17 protein-coding genes and 1 tRNA gene are annotated in these 16,497 nt (G+C 73.9%); 8 read left to right on the plus strand and 10 right to left on the minus strand.

Features of this window, described 5'->3' with window-relative positions; translation table 11 throughout:
• Positions 1 to 25: 25 nt before the first annotated feature.
• Positions 26 to 703 (minus strand): nitroreductase, encoded by a 678-nt coding sequence (locus KIK08_RS02790; RefSeq protein ID WP_214401363.1) that lies wholly within the window; start codon positions 701 to 703, stop codon positions 26 to 28.
• 89 nt (positions 704 to 792) lie between these two features.
• On the opposite strand from KIK08_RS02790, the gene KIK08_RS02795 reads away from it, so the two are divergent.
• A complete protein-coding gene (locus tag KIK08_RS02795) occupies positions 793 to 1,383 on the plus strand; it encodes a TetR/AcrR family transcriptional regulator (RefSeq protein WP_214401364.1) in 591 nt (196 codons plus the stop codon).
• A gap of 267 nt (positions 1,384 to 1,650) precedes the next feature.
• On the opposite strand, the gene KIK08_RS02800 is transcribed toward KIK08_RS02795, so the two are convergent.
• Positions 1,651 to 2,148: a hypothetical protein gene (locus tag KIK08_RS02800; RefSeq protein WP_214401365.1), complete on the minus strand. Its 498-nt coding sequence runs from the start codon at positions 2,146 to 2,148 to the stop codon at positions 1,651 to 1,653.
• Between the two features lie 252 nt (positions 2,149 to 2,400).
• Here KIK08_RS02800 and KIK08_RS02805 point away from each other — a divergent pair, with 252 nt between their 5' ends.
• Positions 2,401 to 2,661, plus strand: coding sequence for a tyrosine-type recombinase/integrase (locus tag KIK08_RS02805; protein WP_214401366.1), 261 nt, complete (start codon positions 2,401 to 2,403; stop codon positions 2,659 to 2,661).
• 76 nt (positions 2,662 to 2,737) lie between these two features.
• Here KIK08_RS02805 and KIK08_RS02810 read toward each other — a convergent pair.
• The 5 genes from KIK08_RS02810 to KIK08_RS40830 form a co-directional block, all read right to left on the minus strand.
• Positions 2,738 to 2,810 (minus strand) — tRNA-Ala (locus KIK08_RS02810).
• An 82-nt stretch (positions 2,811 to 2,892) separates the two neighbouring features.
• Positions 2,893 to 4,422, minus strand: coding sequence for an AfsR/SARP family transcriptional regulator (locus KIK08_RS02815; RefSeq protein ID WP_214401367.1), 1,530 nt, complete (start codon positions 4,420 to 4,422; stop codon positions 2,893 to 2,895).
• An 87-nt stretch (positions 4,423 to 4,509) separates the two neighbouring features.
• The gene (locus tag KIK08_RS02820; protein ID WP_214401368.1) at positions 4,510 to 4,905 is read right to left on the minus strand and encodes a hypothetical protein; all 396 of its coding nucleotides are present in this window, start codon (positions 4,903 to 4,905) and stop codon (positions 4,510 to 4,512) included.
• 78 nt (positions 4,906 to 4,983) lie between these two features.
• Positions 4,984 to 5,148 (minus strand): hypothetical protein, encoded by a 165-nt coding sequence (locus tag KIK08_RS02825; RefSeq protein WP_214401369.1) that lies wholly within the window; start codon positions 5,146 to 5,148, stop codon positions 4,984 to 4,986.
• Positions 5,149 to 5,282: 134 nt separating this feature from the next.
• Positions 5,283 to 6,200: a winged helix-turn-helix domain-containing protein gene (locus KIK08_RS40830; RefSeq protein ID WP_214401370.1), complete on the minus strand. Its 918-nt coding sequence runs from the start codon at positions 6,198 to 6,200 to the stop codon at positions 5,283 to 5,285.
• Between the two features lie 229 nt (positions 6,201 to 6,429).
• Here KIK08_RS40830 and KIK08_RS02835 point away from each other — a divergent pair, with 229 nt between their 5' ends.
• The 3 genes from KIK08_RS02835 to KIK08_RS02845 all read left to right on the plus strand — a co-directional run bounded on the left by KIK08_RS02835 (position 6,430) and on the right by KIK08_RS02845 (position 9,597).
• Positions 6,430 to 7,182, plus strand: a complete 753-nt coding sequence (locus KIK08_RS02835; RefSeq protein WP_308257352.1) for a TetR/AcrR family transcriptional regulator C-terminal domain-containing protein — start codon at positions 6,430 to 6,432, stop codon at positions 7,180 to 7,182.
• 55 nt (positions 7,183 to 7,237) lie between these two features.
• Entirely contained in the window at positions 7,238 to 8,809 is a 1,572-nt protein-coding gene (locus KIK08_RS02840; protein ID WP_214401372.1) for a class I adenylate-forming enzyme family protein, read from the plus strand.
• 218 nt (positions 8,810 to 9,027) lie between these two features.
• Positions 9,028 to 9,597, plus strand: a complete 570-nt coding sequence (locus tag KIK08_RS02845; RefSeq protein WP_214401373.1) for a hypothetical protein — start codon at positions 9,028 to 9,030, stop codon at positions 9,595 to 9,597.
• Here the strand turns inward: KIK08_RS02845 and KIK08_RS02850 are convergent.
• Both KIK08_RS02850 and KIK08_RS02855 read right to left on the minus strand, forming a co-directional pair.
• Positions 9,594 to 10,922 carry a HAMP domain-containing sensor histidine kinase gene (locus KIK08_RS02850; RefSeq protein ID WP_214401374.1) on the minus strand — a complete coding sequence of 443 codons (1,329 nt, stop codon included), beginning with the start codon at positions 10,920 to 10,922 and terminating at the stop codon, positions 9,594 to 9,596. The two genes, KIK08_RS02845 and KIK08_RS02850, sit on opposite strands and share 4 nt — an antisense overlap.
• Positions 10,922 to 11,623: a response regulator transcription factor gene (locus tag KIK08_RS02855; RefSeq protein WP_214401375.1), complete on the minus strand. Its 702-nt coding sequence runs from the start codon at positions 11,621 to 11,623 to the stop codon at positions 10,922 to 10,924. Before KIK08_RS02855 ends, KIK08_RS02850 begins: the two co-directional genes overlap by 1 nt.
• A 133-nt stretch (positions 11,624 to 11,756) precedes the next feature.
• On the opposite strand from KIK08_RS02855, the gene KIK08_RS02860 reads away from it, so the two are divergent.
• From KIK08_RS02860 to KIK08_RS02870, 3 genes are all read left to right on the plus strand, one after another.
• Positions 11,757 to 12,533, plus strand: a complete 777-nt coding sequence (locus tag KIK08_RS02860) for a phosphatase PAP2 family protein (protein WP_214401376.1) — start codon at positions 11,757 to 11,759, stop codon at positions 12,531 to 12,533.
• 95 nt (positions 12,534 to 12,628) lie between these two features.
• The gene (locus KIK08_RS02865; RefSeq protein WP_214401377.1) at positions 12,629 to 13,720 is read left to right on the plus strand and encodes an LLM class flavin-dependent oxidoreductase; all 1,092 of its coding nucleotides are present in this window, start codon (positions 12,629 to 12,631) and stop codon (positions 13,718 to 13,720) included.
• On the plus strand, positions 13,720 to 15,486 hold the full coding sequence (locus KIK08_RS02870; protein WP_214401378.1) for a sigma-54-dependent Fis family transcriptional regulator: 1,767 nt from the start codon (positions 13,720 to 13,722) through the stop codon (positions 15,484 to 15,486). The genes KIK08_RS02865 and KIK08_RS02870 overlap by 1 nt, the downstream gene beginning before the upstream one ends.
• A 122-nt stretch (positions 15,487 to 15,608) precedes the next feature.
• Here KIK08_RS02870 and KIK08_RS02875 read toward each other — a convergent pair whose 3' ends face one another.
• Entirely contained in the window at positions 15,609 to 16,412 is an 804-nt protein-coding gene (locus KIK08_RS02875; protein WP_214401379.1) for a neutral zinc metallopeptidase, read from the minus strand.
• Positions 16,413 to 16,497 lie beyond the last annotated feature (85 nt).

Raw genomic sequence — 16,497 nt, forward strand, 5'->3', positions numbered from 1 at the left:
CGGGACCGTGCGGGGTGAACGGTGGTCAGCGGTGGAAGCGCGTCGTCTCCGGCATGGGCTCACGGCCGACCTCGACGGCGTTGATCGGGGCGTCGGGGTCGGCGTAGCCGAACGAGACGCCCAGCAACAACTTCCCGCCGGTGATGCCGAGCGTCTCGCGGATCGTCCCGCTGTAGAAGCTCAGCACCGCCTGCGGGCAGCTGGCCACCCCGTGGGCGGCCATGGCCAGCAGCAGCGTCTGCGCGTACATGCCGACGTCCGCGGTCAGCCTCGGGTTGCCCGACTCCGGCGCGTACAGCAGCGCGACATGGGGAGCGCCGTAGAAGCTGAGGCTCTTGAGGTCGTAGTCGGTGCGCAGGTCCTCGTCGCCGCGGCCGATGCCGAGAGCGCTGTAGACCGCGGCGCCGAAGGCGGCTCGCCGGCGTCGGTGCACCGGCGAGTAGATGCTCTCGTCGTAGGGGAAGTCCAGCGTCCGCCGGCCGGCCCGGTGAGCGGACACCAGTGCGTCGGCGAGCTCGTCCCGTGCGGCGCCGCTGACCACCTCGACCTGCCAGGGCTGCGCGTTGGCGTTCGACGGAGCCGAACCGGCCAGGCCGAAGACGGCCTCGATCGTCCCCTCCGGGACGGAGTCGGACAGGAACGCCCTCGTGGCGCGCCGGCCACGGATGAGCTGCCCCACCGCGTCGGCGAGTTCGATCGTCATCGGTGCCACTCCTTAAGTACACGCTTGCGTTTACTTGGCCACCGTAGAGGGCTCCGCCCACTATGTAAACGCTGGCGTATAGTTGGGGCGTGGGTGCAGAACCGGCGCGCCGGGCCGGGCGAGGTGGCCGGGAACGCGTGCTGACCGCCGCGAGCAGCCTGTTCGCCCGGCGCGGGATCGCCGCGACGACGATGGAAGACGTTGCGGCCGAGGCCCCTGTCTCCAAGCGGACCCTCTACGCGCACTTCCCCACGAAGGAGGACCTGGTCCTCGCGCAGCTCGAGCACATCCTCGGATCCGGCTACACCCTGCTCGAGACCTTGACCCGCGCCGACGTCCCGCCCAGGGACAGGATCCTCGCGATGTTCACCGTGCGGCCGTGGCCGGACGATGTCGTCCACGGCTGCCCGTTCATCCACGCCGCGACCGAGCACCCCGACCCCGCCAGCCGGGTGCACGCCTTCGCCCGCGAGCAGAAGATCCTCATGCTCACCCTGGTGACCGGTCTCCTGGCCGAACTCGGCATCGACGACCCGCAGCCGCTCGCCGAGCAGCTCGTCACCCTCGCCGATGGCGCCGTCAGCCGCGCCATGGTCCTGAACGACCCGGACTACGGCCGGCACGCCCGTGCGGCCGCCGAGATCCTCCTCGACCACGCGCCACGCTCCCACGACGCGTAGGCAGGGCTGGGCAGTCGGCTCACGGGCCGACGGCGGCGCCTCGTCCCCTCAACCCCTCAGCACGTGCTGCTCGACCCGGGTGCCGGTCCGACGCGCTGCCTCGGCCCGAGCGGCAGCAGGGCGACGCCGGGCACCGACCGCAGGAACTCCACGACGGGGCCCAACGCATCGCCGACGGGACGCACGAGAGGTCGAGTGACACCGCAGCCGATCAATCGACACTCTTTCGCCACCTGGCGATTCACTGAGCCGCTGCACGATGTGAGGTCAGCCCGCGGTTCCTGGAGACTGACGCAACCAATCGCCAGTGGTGAGATACGGCGCGAATTCGGGCGCTATCGTCTTGCGCCTGAGGACCCATTCATCACCAACGGAAGCGATGGCCAGGTCGTCGTGATCAAAGCGCAGCAGGATCCCGCTCACCGAGGCGACTGCCATCTTGTTGTAAATAAGGGCGGCGTCAAGCAGTCGATGACCAGGAAGGTGCGCCAACAAGTCCGGCGCAGCGGCCGGTTCAACGCGCGTCTGCCCGAATTCCCCCATATCATACCCAGCATACGGCTCACTGAACTCAAGGAAGATATCGTCGCCACGCCCATGCACTTCGAGTGGCGCATTGCCACGCGAGTGCAACCAGAAGTGGATCAAACTCTCTTCGTCGCCACCGCGCGTGTCGTCGTACCAGTGTCTGGCCTCGGTGACTGCCACGATATCGCGTCCGACCATCCGACATAACAGATCTACGATCCCGGACCGGCCGCTCATGCTCTGAAATGCTACCCAGCAGGGCTCATGCTGTCCAATGTGCCGACCGTCAATCGTGCTCGGAAGCCCATGCCTCGCCATCCCCGTGATCCTGGCCGGCACTAGGCGGGGCGGGTAAGAAGAAACTTGCCCGCCGCACCGTCCGCGACCCGCTGCCTCCACGCCTTCCGACCATCACCGCCGGCTGCAGGAACGACACGGCGACGGCCCCGGCCACCCGTGGCCGCCCACCGACCACATCTTTGGGACGCGATGGGGACGGCCCTGGAGCCGCGCAACCTCACCCGCATGTTCGGCAAGCTGTGCGACGACAACGGCATCCGCCGCGTCCCGCTGTACGGCCTACGTCACACCTGCGTGTCCCTGCTGCTCGCACTCGGAGTCCACCCACGCACGATCGTGGAGATCGTCGGGCACAGTGCCGTCGAGATGACGATGAACGTCTACGGGCACGTCAACCGGGAGACCCAGCGCACCGCGCTCGACCAGCTCGACGACGAGCTATCAGGCTGAGGCGTTGCTGTCAGCTGGAGCTGTCAGACTGCGTGAAGCGGGACCGCCGGATGGAGAACCGGCTGGTGGTGAAGGGTGGAGCTGAGGGGATTCGAACCCCTGACCCCTTGACTGCCAGTCAAGTGCGCTACCAGCTGCGCCACAGCCCCTTGCGAAGAAGAAGTTACACGATCCCTCCGCCCCCCTCGCACCCGGGTTCCCGTTCGGCCCGCCGCGCACCCTCCGGGCTCGTCACGACGTCGTCCCGGAGCCGACGACGGCCTGGTGGAGGGAGTCGTGCTCGTCGAGGAGGGCGGCGATCCGCAGCTCGGGTCGGGTGGCGAGGCGGACGGCGGCCACGCGCAGGGCGAGGGGGGAGCCGGCGCTGCGGGTGACGAGGCGGTCGACGGCGTCGGGTTCGGCCTGCAGGCGCCGGTCGCCGACGAGTCGGCGCAGCAGCTGGATCGAGGAGTCGGGGTGCAGCGGGCGCAGGGGGACCGGGTGGCCGCCGGGGCAGATGTAGAGGTCGGTGAGCTCGTGGCGGCTGGTGACCAGCACCGCGCAGGCGGGGGAGCCGGGCAGGAGGGCGCGGACGACGTCGCTGTCGGGGGCGCCGTCGAGCACGACGAGCAGGCGGCGCTCGGCGGTCAGCGACCGGTAGGTGGCCACGGCGTCGGCGCGGGTGGCCGGCGGGGGCGTGCCGAGGGCGCGCAGGAAATGCGCCAGCACGTCCTCGACGGCGGGGCCGGGGGTGTGGCCCAGGTCGGCGAACAGCTGCCCGTCGGGGTGGTGCGGGGCCAGTCGGTGGGCGGCGCGCACGGCGAGGGTGGTCTTGCCGGACCCGGCGGGGCCGGTCACCACGACCAGGCGCGGGGATTCGGGCTCCGCCGCCCCGGTCAGGACGCCGACGATCTCGTTGGTCTCCCGGTCGCGGCCGACGACGGTGCTGGTGGGCATGGGCAGCTGGCGGGGCCGCACGAGGGTCTCGGTGGTGGTGCCGCGGCCGAGGATGCGCTGGTAGGCGGCCTGCAGTTCGGGGCCGGGGTCGGAGCCGAGCTCGTCGGCCAGTATCCGGCGCACCTCCTGGTAGGCGGCGAAGGCCTCGCCCTGGCGGTCGGCGGCGTGCAGGGCGAGCATGCGCTGGGCCCAGAACCGCTCCCGCAGCGGGTGGCGGCGGACCAGGCCGAGCAGCTCGCCGATGAGCTCGCCGTGGCGGCCCGCGCGCAGGTCGGCGTCGATGCGCGCCTCGACGGCCTGCAGGTACAGCTCGACCAGGCGCGGTGTCTCGTCGCGGTGCAGCACATCGCAGACCACGTCGGTCAGCGGCGGCACGGCCCGCCACAGCGCCAGCGCGGCGCCGAAGTGCGCCGCGGCGACCTCCCACGCCTCCCCGGAGGCGGCGCGGCGGCCGCGGTCGACCAGTTCGGTGAAGCGGGCCAGGTCGAGCTCGCCGGGCGGGACCTCGATGCGGTAGCCGTCCGGTTCGGTGTGGATGACGGCGGCGGTCGGGGTGAGCGCGCGCCGCAGCCGCATCACGTACTTCTGGATCGTCGAGCGCGGCCGCTCGGGGACCCGCCCGTTCCACAGGGCCTCGGCCAGCTCGTCAACACCGACCGAGCGGCCCTCGCGCAGCAGCAGCACCGCCAGCAGCGTCCGCTGCTTGCCGGCGGGCACCGCGATCCGCCGCCCGGCCGCGACCACCTCGAGCGGTCCGAGCAGCCCGAACACCGGCGTCGCGGCCGGTCCACCGGGCCGCCCGGCCAGAAGTCCCCCCACGTGCATCGGGGCAGGCTCGCTCCGATGCGGACGCCGGTAAAGCTGTTGCAGGGACCTCGAAAGGCTTGCCGCACCCACGGGTCGACGCGCGGGTCAGCGCGACGGCCCGCCGCCGTGCGTGATCGCCTCCACCACCGCGGCCCGGTCGTCGGGGTGGGAGTACCAGCGGTATACCGGGAGCTTCCTCGGCTTCTCGCCGGATCGGATGATCACCAGTCGGTTGCCGTCCACGGCGAGCCGGCCGCCGCCGAGGGTCCGGCCGTGGGCCGGCTGGATGGGGACGGTCAGCATGGCGTCGGTGAGGACGACGTACGGGACGCGGCCGAGGAAGAGCCACCCGTAGGCGATCAGCCCAGGGCCGCCGATGGCGCCGATGATGATCGCGATCTCCGGCGACCAGGTGAACGCGAGCACGAGGCAGACGAGCATGGTGGCGACGCCGGCCGCGATCATGTAGATCCTGAACCGCGGAGCGAACCGTACTTTCATCCACCACCTCCGGGCACCGGCTCGATGCCGGGTGGGGATGCGCGGAGCCCCCTGTTCCTCCGCGCACCCCCGCAGCGTTCAGAGGTCCCGTGGGTCGGTGATCCGCACCGACCCGCTGCTGTCGCCCTTGTACGGCGCGCCCGGCGCGCTGTAGGGCGGGGTGAACAGCAGCGACGCCGCCGCGGTCAGGGCGCAGGCCAGCGCGGCGGTGGCGGCGGTGATGGTTCGGGCCCAGCTCTTCACGGGTTCCCCTCCGGTGGACGTGCGGTTGCGGTCCCGCATTCAGGCAGCCGTCGCTTCCACGGCGATGCCACCGCGCTTCCGCCTCCGCGAGCCGGGGCGTTCGAGCGAGGTCGAAGACATGGTGGCCGCCGCTGTCAGCGCGCGAACAGCGCGATGAGGGCGTCGCCCCGGGCGGTGCGGCGGAGGAGGACCTGTTGTCCGCTGCGCTCGCGGTGGATCAGCCCGGCCGCCTCCAACCCGGAGCAGTGGTAGCTCAGCGTCGACGGGCTGCAGCCGGTGCGCCGGGCCACCGGCCCGGCCGGGCCGCCGTCCACGGTGAGCAGGATCCGGGCCCGCATCGCGCCCAGGACGAGCTCCAGCGCGTCGGCAGCCCGCGGTGCGGGCGCCCCGCCGGCCAGCGACGCGAGGCCGGGCAGCGGATAGCCGAGCCACACGACGTCCGGGCGGTCGACGCTGAAGATCGACGCCGACGGCCCCGACACCAGCGGTACCAGCACCAGGCCGCGGTCGCCGCGGTCGAAGACCTCCGGGTGCGGGTCGGGCAGCCGGATGGCGTCCCCGTCGACCCGCAGCCTCCCGCGCAGCCCGCCGAGCAGCGCGGAGAGGTCGCCCGCCGCGGCGTCGACGCGCGCGGAATCGCGGTCGCGCAACTCCGCCGCCGCCGCCCAGATCGGTGCGAAGGCCCGCCAGGCGGCTTCGAGGACCCGGGCGTACGCCACGACGAACCGCCGCGGCCGCTCGACGACCTGGCGCCACACGGGCGGCAGCAGGCCGCCGAAGTCGGCTTCCAGCTGTCCGACGAGGACGTCGGCCGACAGGTCGCGCAGCTGCTCGAGCTGGCGGCCCACGTCGGTGGTGGTCAGCGACGCGGTGAGCGTCAGGCAGTCGGGCACGAGCACGCTGCCGGGTCCGAACAACGGGCTCAGCACCCGGGTCGATTCGACGGGCGCGCCGCGCAGGACGCGCTCGCGCCACGGTTCGGGCACGCCCTGCGGCCGCCCCCCGAACGCGTCGGCGATGACGGACATGAGGCTGGCGCCCGGATGGGCCACCGTTGTCACGTCCGCTGCCGACAGTCCCCCGACCTGCAATCGCGTGTAGCTGCTCACTGTTCCCCCCTGGTTCAGCGAACGACCGCGGTCCCGGACGCCGGTGTCCGGGCTGATCACGCCGAAACGTAGTACTCCGTACGGGGTTTCGGCTCACCGGGGCGCGCCGCCCACCCGAGCTGTCGGTACGTTGCTTGCGCTCGCGCGGACGCGGCCTCGGGGAGGGCGGTTGGTGGACCAGGAGCGCGGTGCCCAGCTGGGAGCGCTGCTGTGGCAGCCGGAGACCAGGGGCAGCCGTGGCCCGCGCCGGTCCCTGACGGTCTCGGCGGTGGTCGAGCAGGCCATCGAGATCGCCGACCGCGACGGTCTGGTGGCACTGTCGATGAGCAGGCTCGCCCGCTCGCTCGGCCTGGGCACCATGTCGCTCTACGGCTACGTCGCCACCAAGGACGACCTGGTCGCCCTGATGGTCGACGCCGCGTACGGGGAGCCGCCCGGCCCGACGTCGCGGCCGTGGCGGGCGGGGATCACCGAGTGGGCCGAGGCGCTGCGCGAGGTCTACCTGGCGCACCGCTGGCTGGTGCCGATGATGTCGTCGGTGCGCACCCTGGGGCCGCGGGAGGCGGCCTGGGCGGAGTCGCTGCTGCGGATCGTGCGGCCGCTGGCGCTGTCGTCGGTCGAGGCGCTGAGCGTGTTGGGAGCCGTGGTCGCGCTCGTGCAGGGCACCGTGCGGCTGTCCGCGACGGAGGCGGCCTCGGAGGTGGGGACGGCGTGGGCCCGCGGCACCCCGCTGGTGGGCATCGGCGTGCTGGACGCCCACGACCACGCCCGGGAGATGCCGCTGCTGCGCGACGCGATCGCCGAGGTGTGGCCGCTGCCGGTGGGGCAGCGCGACATGCTGGTCTTCGGGCTGACCCGGCTGCTCGACGGGTTGGCCGTCGAGCAGGAGCGACGCGCCGCCCAGCACCCACCAAACGGCGGGTAGACGGCCCGCTGCCGGGCGGGTGACGATCGCCCGGCAGCGGTGCGAGGGAGGTCGGGTGCGCTCGTTCATCTCCGCCACGACCCTGGGCGACCTGCTCGACGGGCGGGCCGCCGTCGCGCCGGACGCCACGGCCGTCGTCTTCCCCGACGGTCGCCGCACCTACGCCGAGCTGGCCGCCGACGCCCAGCGGATCGCCCGCGGGCTGATCGGGCTCGGGGTGCGCCCCGGCGACCGGGTCGGCGTCCTGCTGCCCGCCTCGCCCGACCTGCTGGCCGCGCTCTTCGCCGCGGCGAAGGTGGGCGCGATCGCGGTGCCGGTCAACGCCCGGTTCAAGGCGGGCGAGGTCCGCCAGTTGGTCGTGCACTCGGGGATGGCGGTGCTGCTGACCGCTCCGCCGTTCCGCGACCTGGTGCCGGCGGACGCGCCCGAGCTGCGGCACGTCGTCGACCTCGACGGCGGCTTCGACGACCCCTCGGTGCCGGACGCGGCCGTGCTGCGCGAGCAGGAGTCGGTGCGCGTCCGCGACCCGGCGGTGATCGTCTACACCTCCGGGACCACGGCCGCTCCGAAGGGCGCGCTCCTCTCGCACGAGGCGCTGACCCGGCTGGCCGCCGGGATCGTCGAGCGCATGCGGCTGACGCCGGACGACCGCGTCTGGACGGCCATCCCGCTGTTCCACGGCGGCGGCATCACGTTCGCGCTGAGTTGCGTGCGCGCCGGCGCGCCGTTCGTGCACCCGGGCGCGTTCGACCCGGCGTCGACGCTGCCGTACCTGGTGGCCGAGGGCGTGACGGTGGCGCTGGCCGCGTTCGAGACGATCTGGATGCCGGTGCTCGACCGGCCCGACTTCGCCGCGCACGACCTGTCGCGCATCCGGCTGGTGATGGCGGTCGGGGTGCCCGAGCGGCTGCGCGAGATGGCCCGCAGGCTGCCGGCCGCCGTGCACGTCTCGTGCGTCGCGATGACCGAGTCGTCGGCGTTCCTGACGTTGAACCGGCTCGACGACCCGCCCGAGGCGCGGGCGACGACCGGCGGCCACCCGATGCCGGGGATGCGCTGCCGCGTCGTCGATCCGGAGACCGGCCGCGACCGCCCACCCGGCGTCGACGGCGAGCTGTGGTTCCGCGGCCCCAACGCCTTCGACGGGTACTTCCGCGACCCGGCGGCCACCGCGGCCGCGTTCGACGACGAGGGCTGGTTCCACAGCGGCGACCTGGTGGTCGCCGACGCCGCGGGCCGGCTGGCGTTCCGGTCGCGGCTCAAGGACATGCTCAAGGTCGGTGGCGAGAACGTCGCCGCGGCCGAGGTGGAGGGCCACCTGCTGGGGCACCCGGCGGTCGGGATCGTGGCGGTGGTCGCCGCTCCCGACGCGCACTACGTGGAGGTGCCCGCGGCGTTCGTGCAGCTCAAGGACGGTGCCTCGGCGACGGAGGAGGAGCTGATCGGGTTCTGCCTCGACGCGATCGCCACCTTCCGCGTGCCCCGCTACGTCCGGTTCGTCGACGAGTGGCCGATGTCCGGCACGAAGATCAAGAAGTTCGTGCTGCGCGAGCGGATCGCCGACGAGCTGCGCAGGCGCGGGATCACCGAGGCGCCGCGGCTGCGGTCGTCGAACCCGCCCCGGTGAGACGCTTCCCGACACCGAGAGCGAACACCGGTGCGAGAGTGACGCCGCTCACGGGCCGGACTCGCCCGTTCGTCGACCACTGATCACTCAAAGTAGCGATCTCGCGCTCCACCTGGGGTGATCTTCCCACTGTCGGTACGCTGCGTGCGTGCACGTGCACCTGTCCGTGCACCTGCACGCTCATCCCACCCGCTCCCCGCAGACCTCCGAGGTTGTCCGTGGCTCCTCCGCCAGCGCCCGAACCCGTGCCCGACCCGCCACCGGGTCCCGTGCCGCCCGATCCTCCTCCACCGCTGCGCGACCGCTTCAACGGCGCGGTGGGCGTGCTGGCCAGCGTGCTGGCCGTGCTGTCGTTCATCGTCCAGCCGATCGAGTACCTGGAGGGCGGCGAGACCGGCGTTCTCGGCCTGTGGGTGCTCGCCACGACGTTCACCGTCGCGGTCGTCGGCACCGTGATGGTGGCGAAGGTGGCCGCGTCCGGGCGCCCGGTCGGGTGGTCGGTGCGGGTGGCCCAGGTCGTCGCGCCGATCGCCCTCGGCGTCACCCTCGGGCTCGCCGTTCCGCTGCTCCTGCGGTCCGCCGACGGCGGAGCGGGGGACCCGGCTTCGCACGGCGGGGCGACGGCCCAGGAGGCCGTGGCGGGCGGCTGCGTCGAGCCGTTCGTCCCGCTGCACCGCTACGCCCTGCCGCGCGCGGACGGTGGCGTCGTGCACGACGTCGCCGTGCGGTCGCCCGGGCCGGGGTGGCAGCGCGGCGAGCTGATCGGCTGCATCCGCCCCTTCGGCTAGCGGTGCTCGGCCGGTTGGAGGTGCTCGGCGGCGATCGGCAGCAGCAGCGTGAACCGGGGCGGCGAGCGGCGCCCGAGCAGCAGCCGGCCGCCCTCGGCCTCGGCGAGGCTGCGGGCCAGCGGCAGCCCGATGCCGTGCCCGCCCGCGGTGCGCGAGCGGCGCACGAACGGCTCGGCGGTGTCGGGCACCCCCGGGCCCTCGTCCTCGACGTCGACGGCCACGGCGTCGTCGGCGTCGCGGGCGGTCACGGTGACCGCGCCCGCGCCGTGCCGGGCGGCGTTGTCGAGCAGCACCGCCAGCACCTGCCGCACCGCCGCGCCGGCCGCCGCGGCCACCGGCAGGTCGGGCGCCACGACGAGGCGCAGGGGGCGCCCCGCCGCGCCCAGCACGTCCGCCCACTCGGTCCTGGCCTGCTCCAGCAGGGCGCCGACCAGCAGGGCGCCGCCCCGGTTGGTGTCACGGGCCAGCGTGAGCAGGTCGTCGGCGATCTGCTCCAGCCGGTCGGTGGTGGTGATCGCCGTGGCGATCACCGCGGAGAGGCCGGCGACCGAACGGCGCTCGACGGGGACGTCCAGCGCGGCCTCCAGGCCGAGGCGCAGCCCGGTCAGCGGGGTGCGCAGCTGGTGGGAGGTGTCGGCGGAGAACGCGCGCTCGCGGGCCAGCGTGTCGCCGATGCGCTGGGCGGTGCTGTCCAGCGCGGCGCCGACCCCGTCGATCTCGGCGATCCCCGCGGTCGGCGAGCGCGCGCTGAAGTCGCCCTCACCGAGGCGCTGCGCGGCGTGCGCGAGCTGTTCGAGCGGGCGGGCCAGCCGGGCGCCCTGGCGGCGGGCCATCAGCCACGCCGCGCCGACCGCGAACACCCCGAGCGCGGCCATCAGCAGCCACACGAACGCGATCCGCAGGTAGGCCTCGGTGCGCGGGGCAGCGACCCGGACCACGCCCACGTAGGTGCCGTCGTCGGCCACGGGGGCGCCGATGACCAGGTCGGCCGCGGTGTCGCCGGGCTCGATGTCGCCGACGAGGGCCTCCATGACGTCGTGCTCCAGCACCTCCGGGCCGACGCCGACGACCCGGCGGCCGAAGTCGTCGTAGAAGGCGAAGTCGGTGTCCGGGTCGGAGCCCGGCATGTCCGGCAGCGCGGTGATGGTGCCGTCGCCGGCGAGCTCGACGGCCAGCATCAGGGCCACGACGTTGGCCTCGCGCTCCAGTTCGGTGCGCTCGTCGTCGAGCAGGTAGCGGGCCACGACGACCGCCAGCGGCGCGCCGAACAACGCGATCGCCAGCACGACGGCGATCACCGTCGACCCGATGATCCGCCGGCGCATCAGCTCGGCCCGCCGGGGGCCTCGAGCCGGTAGCCGTGCCCGCGCAGCGTGACGATCTGCGGGACCCGGGCACCGTCGGCGACCTCGGCGAGCCTGCGGCGCACCGCCGCGACGTGCACGTCGAGGGTCTTGGTCGAGCCGAACCAGTGCTGGTCCCAGACGTCGGACATCAGGGCGTCGCGGCTGACCGCGTGCTCCGGCTCGGCCGCCAGCCGGGCCAGCAGGTCGAACTCCCTGGCCCGCAGCGGCACCTCCCGCCCGCGCACGGTGACCCGCCGGCCGGCGGTGTCGATCACCAGGTCGCCGAGCGCGGTCGGGGCGGCGGGCTGGGTGGTCGCGGCGCTGCGGCGCAGGTGGGCGCGCAGCCGCGCGTGCAGCTCGGCCAGCCGGACGGGCTTGGTGAGGTAGTCGTCGGCGCCGGCCTCCAGCCCGACCACGACGTCCATCTCGGTGGTGCGCGCGGTCAGCACGACCAGCACGGTGCTGGGCAGCGCGGCGCGCAGCCGCCGGCAGACCTCGACGCCGTCCAGGTCGGGCAGGCCGAGGTCGAGCAGGACGAGGTCGAACTCTGCCTCCGCCGCGGCCCGCAGCGCCGGGAAACCCCCGCGCCGCCACTGCACCTGGTGGCCGTGGCTGCGCAGGCTCGCGGTCAACGCCTCGCCGATCGTCTCGTCGTCCTCGACCACCAGCAGGTTCGACACCGCGCCACAGTACGAGGCGCCCCGCGACGCCCGGTCCGCCACCGACGGGCGGATGACCGCCACGTGCGGATTTTGCCGTCCGCTCACTTCCGACGGCGGGGCCGGTAACCGGCGGCTTCGTACTCTTGGACGCATGTGGTTGGCCCTGGTCGGACTCGCGCTCGGCTCCGTCGTCTTCGCGCTGTGCGTGGCGGCGCTGGCCGGCCGGGTCCGCCGACCGGCCGGCGCGCTCCCGGGCACCCCGGTGCTGCTGGGGGCGGCGCTGGCCGCCGGCCTGCTCGCGGGGCACGCGTGCGTCGTGCTGGCGGTGTGGTGGGACGCCGGGCCGGCGCGGCTCGACGCCGGGGTGTCGGCCTGGTTCGTCGAGCACCGCGACCCGGCGGTCACGCCGACCATGCACGTGGCGAGCACGGTCGGCGACAGCCCCCCGACGACCGTGCTCGTGCTGATGGTGGTGGTCCTGCTGTGGTGGCTGCGCCGGCCCGGCGCGGCGATCGCGGCGGCCGTGGCGACGCTCGGGTCGCCGCTGGTCAGCTCCGGTTTCAAGGGGTTCTACGACCGTCCGCGCCCGCCGATGGACGAGCACCTGGTGACGATCACGGGTTCGTCGATGCCCTCGGGGCACGCGTTCAACGCGGTCGTCGTGGCCGGGGTGCTGGCGGTGGCGGTGCTGCCGTCGCTGCGCCGGTCGGTGAGCCGGGCCGTCGTGGTGGTGGTCGCGGTCGCCGCGACGGCGGCGGTCGGGGTCAGCCGGATCTACCTGGGCGCGCACTGGCTCACCGACGTGCTGGCCGGGTGGATGCTGGGCGGGGCGTGGCTGGCCGGCTGCCTGACCGTGGTGGCCCTCCTCGACCGGCCGGCCCCCGGCCCCACCGACCCCGGCCCGCGGCGGGAGCTCGTCGCGGCGTAGCGAGGCGGTCTCACAAGTGATACGGAACACCGCCCGGCCGCCCGTAGCGTGACCCGTGACACCCGGAAACCCCAATCTCCGGAGGTGGAACGGCAGTGCTGAGCATCGGGATCAACCTCGGCTTCGGCAAGCTCGACCCGAGCCTGACCGACCGGCAGACCTACGCCGGGGAGGTGGAGGTGGCGCTGGCCGCGGAGCGGCTCGGCTACGACGCCGTCTGGGTCGTCGAGCACCACTTCTCGGACTACTCGCTGTGCCCGGACAACCTGCTGCTGCTGGCCCACCTGGCCGGCAGCACGTCGCGGATCCGGCTGGGCACGGCGGCGGTGATCCTGCCGTGGAACGACCCGCTGCGGGTGGCCGAGAAGGCACTGATGCTCGACACGCTCTCCGGCGGCCGGCTGCTGCTCGGCGTCGGGCGCGGGCTCTCCCGCACCGAGTACGAGCCGTTCCGCATCCCGCTCGACGAGACCCGCGACCGCTTCGACGAGGCCGCGCCGATGGTCTTCGAGGCGCTGGAGACCGGCTTCATCGAAGGCGACGGCCCGTTCTACCCGCAGCCGCGCACCGAGCTGCGGCCGCGGCCGCTGGCCTCGTTCCACGGCAGGCGCTACTGCGTGGCCGGGTCGCCGGACTCGGTCGTCATGGCGGCCGCGTTGCGCGCGCACCTGATGTCGTTCATCGTCCGCCCGGTGCCCGACCTCATGCCCACCTTCACCCGCTACCGCGAGCTGTACGAGGCCGAGCACGGCGAGATCGCCCCGCCGATCGCGCTCAACGTCAACATGTACTGCCACCCCGACGACGCGCTGGCCCGCGAGCGGCAGTACGAGTACGTGAACCGCTTCTTCATGAGCAACGTCGAGCACTACGAGATGGCGGGCGAGCACTTCGCCGGCATCAAGGGCCACGAGCGCTACGCCGACAACGCCGCCCACTTCCGCGCCATCGGCCTGGACAAGGCCGCCGACGACTACGCCGCCACCACGCTGTGGGGCAGCCCCGAGCGGATCCTCGGCCAGATCGAGGCAGTCCGCGACGCCGTCGGCGACTTCTCGCTCACCCTGGCCCCGGCCTTCGGCGGGATGCCCTACGAGCACGCCCGCGCCAGCCTGGAGCTGTTCGCCCGCGAGGTGCTGCCGAAGGCCCGCGGGATGCGCGGGGCGGCGGTGAGCACCGCAGCCTGATGAGCGGGGATCCCGGTGCCCGGATGCCGCGCACCGCCGTGGAGTGGGACCGGGTGCGGGCGGTCAAGCACGAGGTGCTCGTCCGCGACCCGCTCGACGTCGACCCGGCCGACTTCCCGGACGTGCGCCCCGAGGTGGTCGCGTCCTGGCGGCGCTCGGCGCTGGCCGGCGTCGACCCGGCCGCCACGGACTACCGGTTCGACGACGGGTTCCACCCGGGCACCCGGCTCGCCGCGGTCGCCCAGCCGATCATGGACCGGCTCCGCGACGAGATCGCCGACCTCGACTCGTGGGGCTTCCTGGCCGACCGCGGTTGCCGGCTGCTCACCGCCGTCGTCGGCGACTTCCCCCGCGCCGACCGCGTGCACCGGCAGAACCTGAGCCCGGGCATGTGCTTCGCCGAGGACGTCATGGGCACCAACGGGCTCGGCTGCGCCCACGAGACGCAGCGGGCGTTCGTCGTCTCGGGCACCGAGCACTTCCGCACCGACACCGAGGTCATCACGACCACCGGCGTGATCATCCGCGACCCCGTCACCTCCCGGTACGCCGGCACGCTCGGCGTGCACTGCCACCGCGAGTACGGGTCGGCGGCGCTGCTGCCGCTGGTGGTCGAGATCGGGCGGTCGATCGAGGCGCAGCTGCTGGCCAGCCGCACCGACGGCGAGCGCGAGCTGTTCGACGCCTTCTCCACCGCGCGGCGCCGGCACCGCGACCCGGTCGTCGCGGTGAGCCGGCGGCTGTGCGTGGTGAGCACCGGCGCCCGGAGCCTGGTGCACGAGGCCGACGAGGAGGTCCTGCGCCGCATCGCCGAGGAGTGCGGCCCGCGGCCCCGCACGCTGCGCCGCACCCTCAGCTCCGGGGCGGTGCTGACGATCCGGGTGCTACCGGTGCCGCAGCCGCGCGGTGAGTTCGCCGCGGTCATGGTGCTGCAGCCGGTCGACCGCCCGGCGCCGGAGCCGGTCCCGCCCGGCCGGGTGCCGGCGACGGACCCGATCGGTGCCCTGCGCGAGCAGATCGCGCAGGCGCTTGATGCGGGGCGGCCCGTCCTGCTGAGCGGGGAGCGCGGGTCCGGCCAGCGCCACCAGGCCCGGGCGGCGCTGCGGGCGCTGGGACACGCCGGCGGGATCGTCGAGCTCGACGCGGCGCTGGCCCCGCTCGCCCCCGACGAGTGGCTGCGCCGGCTCGCCGCCGCCCTGCGCGACCCGACGGCACCGGTGCTGCTCGCCCACGTCACCGACCTGCCCGCCGGGCCGGCGGCCACGACGGCCGCCCTGCTGGCCGGGGCCGCCGCGCCGGTCGTGGCCACCAGCCGCGACGACACCGCCCCGGACGGCGCCGCCGCGCTCGTCCGGGAGAGCTTCCCCGTGCTGCTGGGCGTCGCGCCGCTGCGGGAGCGCCGCGCCGGGTTCGCCGCCCTCTGCGCGGAACTGCTGGCCGACCTCGCCCAGGACGGGGACGACCACGTCGTGCTGACCCCGCGGGCGGAGGCTGCGCTCGCCGCGGGCGACTGGCCGGGCAACGTCCGCCAGCTGCGGCAGGTGCTCGCCGGCGCCCGCCTGCGCGCCACCGGACCCGCGATCGACCTGCCCGACCTGCCCGCGCACCGCCGCGTCCACCCCCTCGACGAGGTGCGGGCGGCCGAGCGTCGGGTCCTGATGGCGGCGCTGCGCGACACCGGCGGCGACCGGAACGCGGTCGCCGACCGCCTCGGCGTCTCCCGCGCCACCGTCTACCGCAAGCTCAAGCGCCACGAACTGCGCTGAGCCGGGCCGACACACCGCGAGGGCGGCACCGGGTCGATCCCGGTGCCGCCCTCGCGTGGCGGGATCGATCGGTCGCGGATCGATCAGTGCTGAGGAGACCGCAAGGAGCCATGCCCTGCGGCTCAGTAGTAGGTGCGGCAGTAGTCCACGTCGTAGGTGAAGCCGTCGGAGAAGGCCTGCTGGCGCTGCTCGGCGGTGCCGTGGTCGCCCGGGTCCATCCAGTCGCCCGACCCGGCGGCCTCCAGCCAGCCGTAGACGGCCTCGGCGTCGCCGTCCTCCTCGATGACCGTGCCGTTGCGCAGGGCGTTGTCCCAGAACACGCCGGCCAGGCAGTCGGCGTTCAGCTCCTGGGCCGGGCCCTCCCAGTAGTCGACGCCCGGCTGCTGCTCGACCCAGGTGTCCTGCACGGCGTGGCCCCACTCGTGGGACAGCACCAGGAACGTGACCGCGTCGCCGGGGTGCTCGTCGAGGTAGCTCGCCAACCAGTCCACGTCGAAGGCCACGTGCTCGTCGCCGTCGAAGGAGCAGTAGTAGGCGTTGTTGGTGCCGTCGGAGTACTCGCCGCCGCAGGTGCCGTTGCCGTCGCCGACGTAGTACTCGAAGCGGTCCGGGGTGTCGAACTCCAGACCGTAGTAGGACAGCTCCTCGGTCCAGAAGTCGTCCAGGATCGGCTGCAGGGCCTCGGCGTCGTAGAGGACCCGCTGGTAGGGGTCCTCGGAGGCGTCCTGGGGGATGATCGCCGGCGCGGCCTGCGACACCGAGAAGGACTTCGACGCGCCGCCGCCCTGCACGGTGCTCGTCGCGGCCGGCGTCCCCTGCGGGCCGGTCGCCGCCGGCGCCGCGTCCCCGGCGGTGGGGACGCTGCACGCGCTCAGCGCGGCGACGAGCAGTCCGGTTGCGGCGAGCGTGCTGACGGTCTTGTTCATCTCGGACACTCCGTGTGCGGGGCCCGGGGTCCCGGGCCTGCGGTTTCTCTGTTGTCCGTGACTCTGGTCCGGCGCGCTGAAGGTT

This window comes from Pseudonocardia lacus (assembly GCF_018531445.1).
GTDB lineage: Bacteria > Actinomycetota > Actinomycetes > Mycobacteriales > Pseudonocardiaceae > Pseudonocardia > Pseudonocardia lacus.

What these genes read in the sequence shown, in the direction of transcription:
- KIK08_RS02790 (WP_214401363.1), bottom strand. Translation starts at nt 703, where the DNA reads ATGACGATCGAACTCGCCGACGCGGTGGGGCAGCTCATCCGTGGCCGG.
- KIK08_RS02800 (WP_214401365.1), bottom strand. Translation starts at nt 2,148, where the DNA reads ATGAGCGGCCGGTCCGGGATCGTAGATCTGTTATGTCGGATGGTCGGA.
- KIK08_RS02805 (WP_214401366.1), top strand. Translation starts at nt 2,401, where the DNA reads ATGGGGACGGCCCTGGAGCCGCGCAACCTCACCCGCATGTTCGGCAAG.
- KIK08_RS02815 (WP_214401367.1), bottom strand. Translation starts at nt 4,422, where the DNA reads ATGCACGTGGGGGGACTTCTGGCCGGGCGGCCCGGTGGACCGGCCGCG.
- KIK08_RS02820 (WP_214401368.1), bottom strand. Translation starts at nt 4,905, where the DNA reads ATGAAAGTACGGTTCGCTCCGCGGTTCAGGATCTACATGATCGCGGCC.
- KIK08_RS02850 (WP_214401374.1), bottom strand. Translation starts at nt 10,922, where the DNA reads ATGCGCCGGCGGATCATCGGGTCGACGGTGATCGCCGTCGTGCTGGCG.
- KIK08_RS02860 (WP_214401376.1), top strand. Translation starts at nt 11,757, where the DNA reads ATGTGGTTGGCCCTGGTCGGACTCGCGCTCGGCTCCGTCGTCTTCGCG.
- KIK08_RS02870 (WP_214401378.1), top strand. Translation starts at nt 13,720, where the DNA reads ATGAGCGGGGATCCCGGTGCCCGGATGCCGCGCACCGCCGTGGAGTGG.
- KIK08_RS02875 (WP_214401379.1), bottom strand. Translation starts at nt 16,412, where the DNA reads ATGAACAAGACCGTCAGCACGCTCGCCGCAACCGGACTGCTCGTCGCC.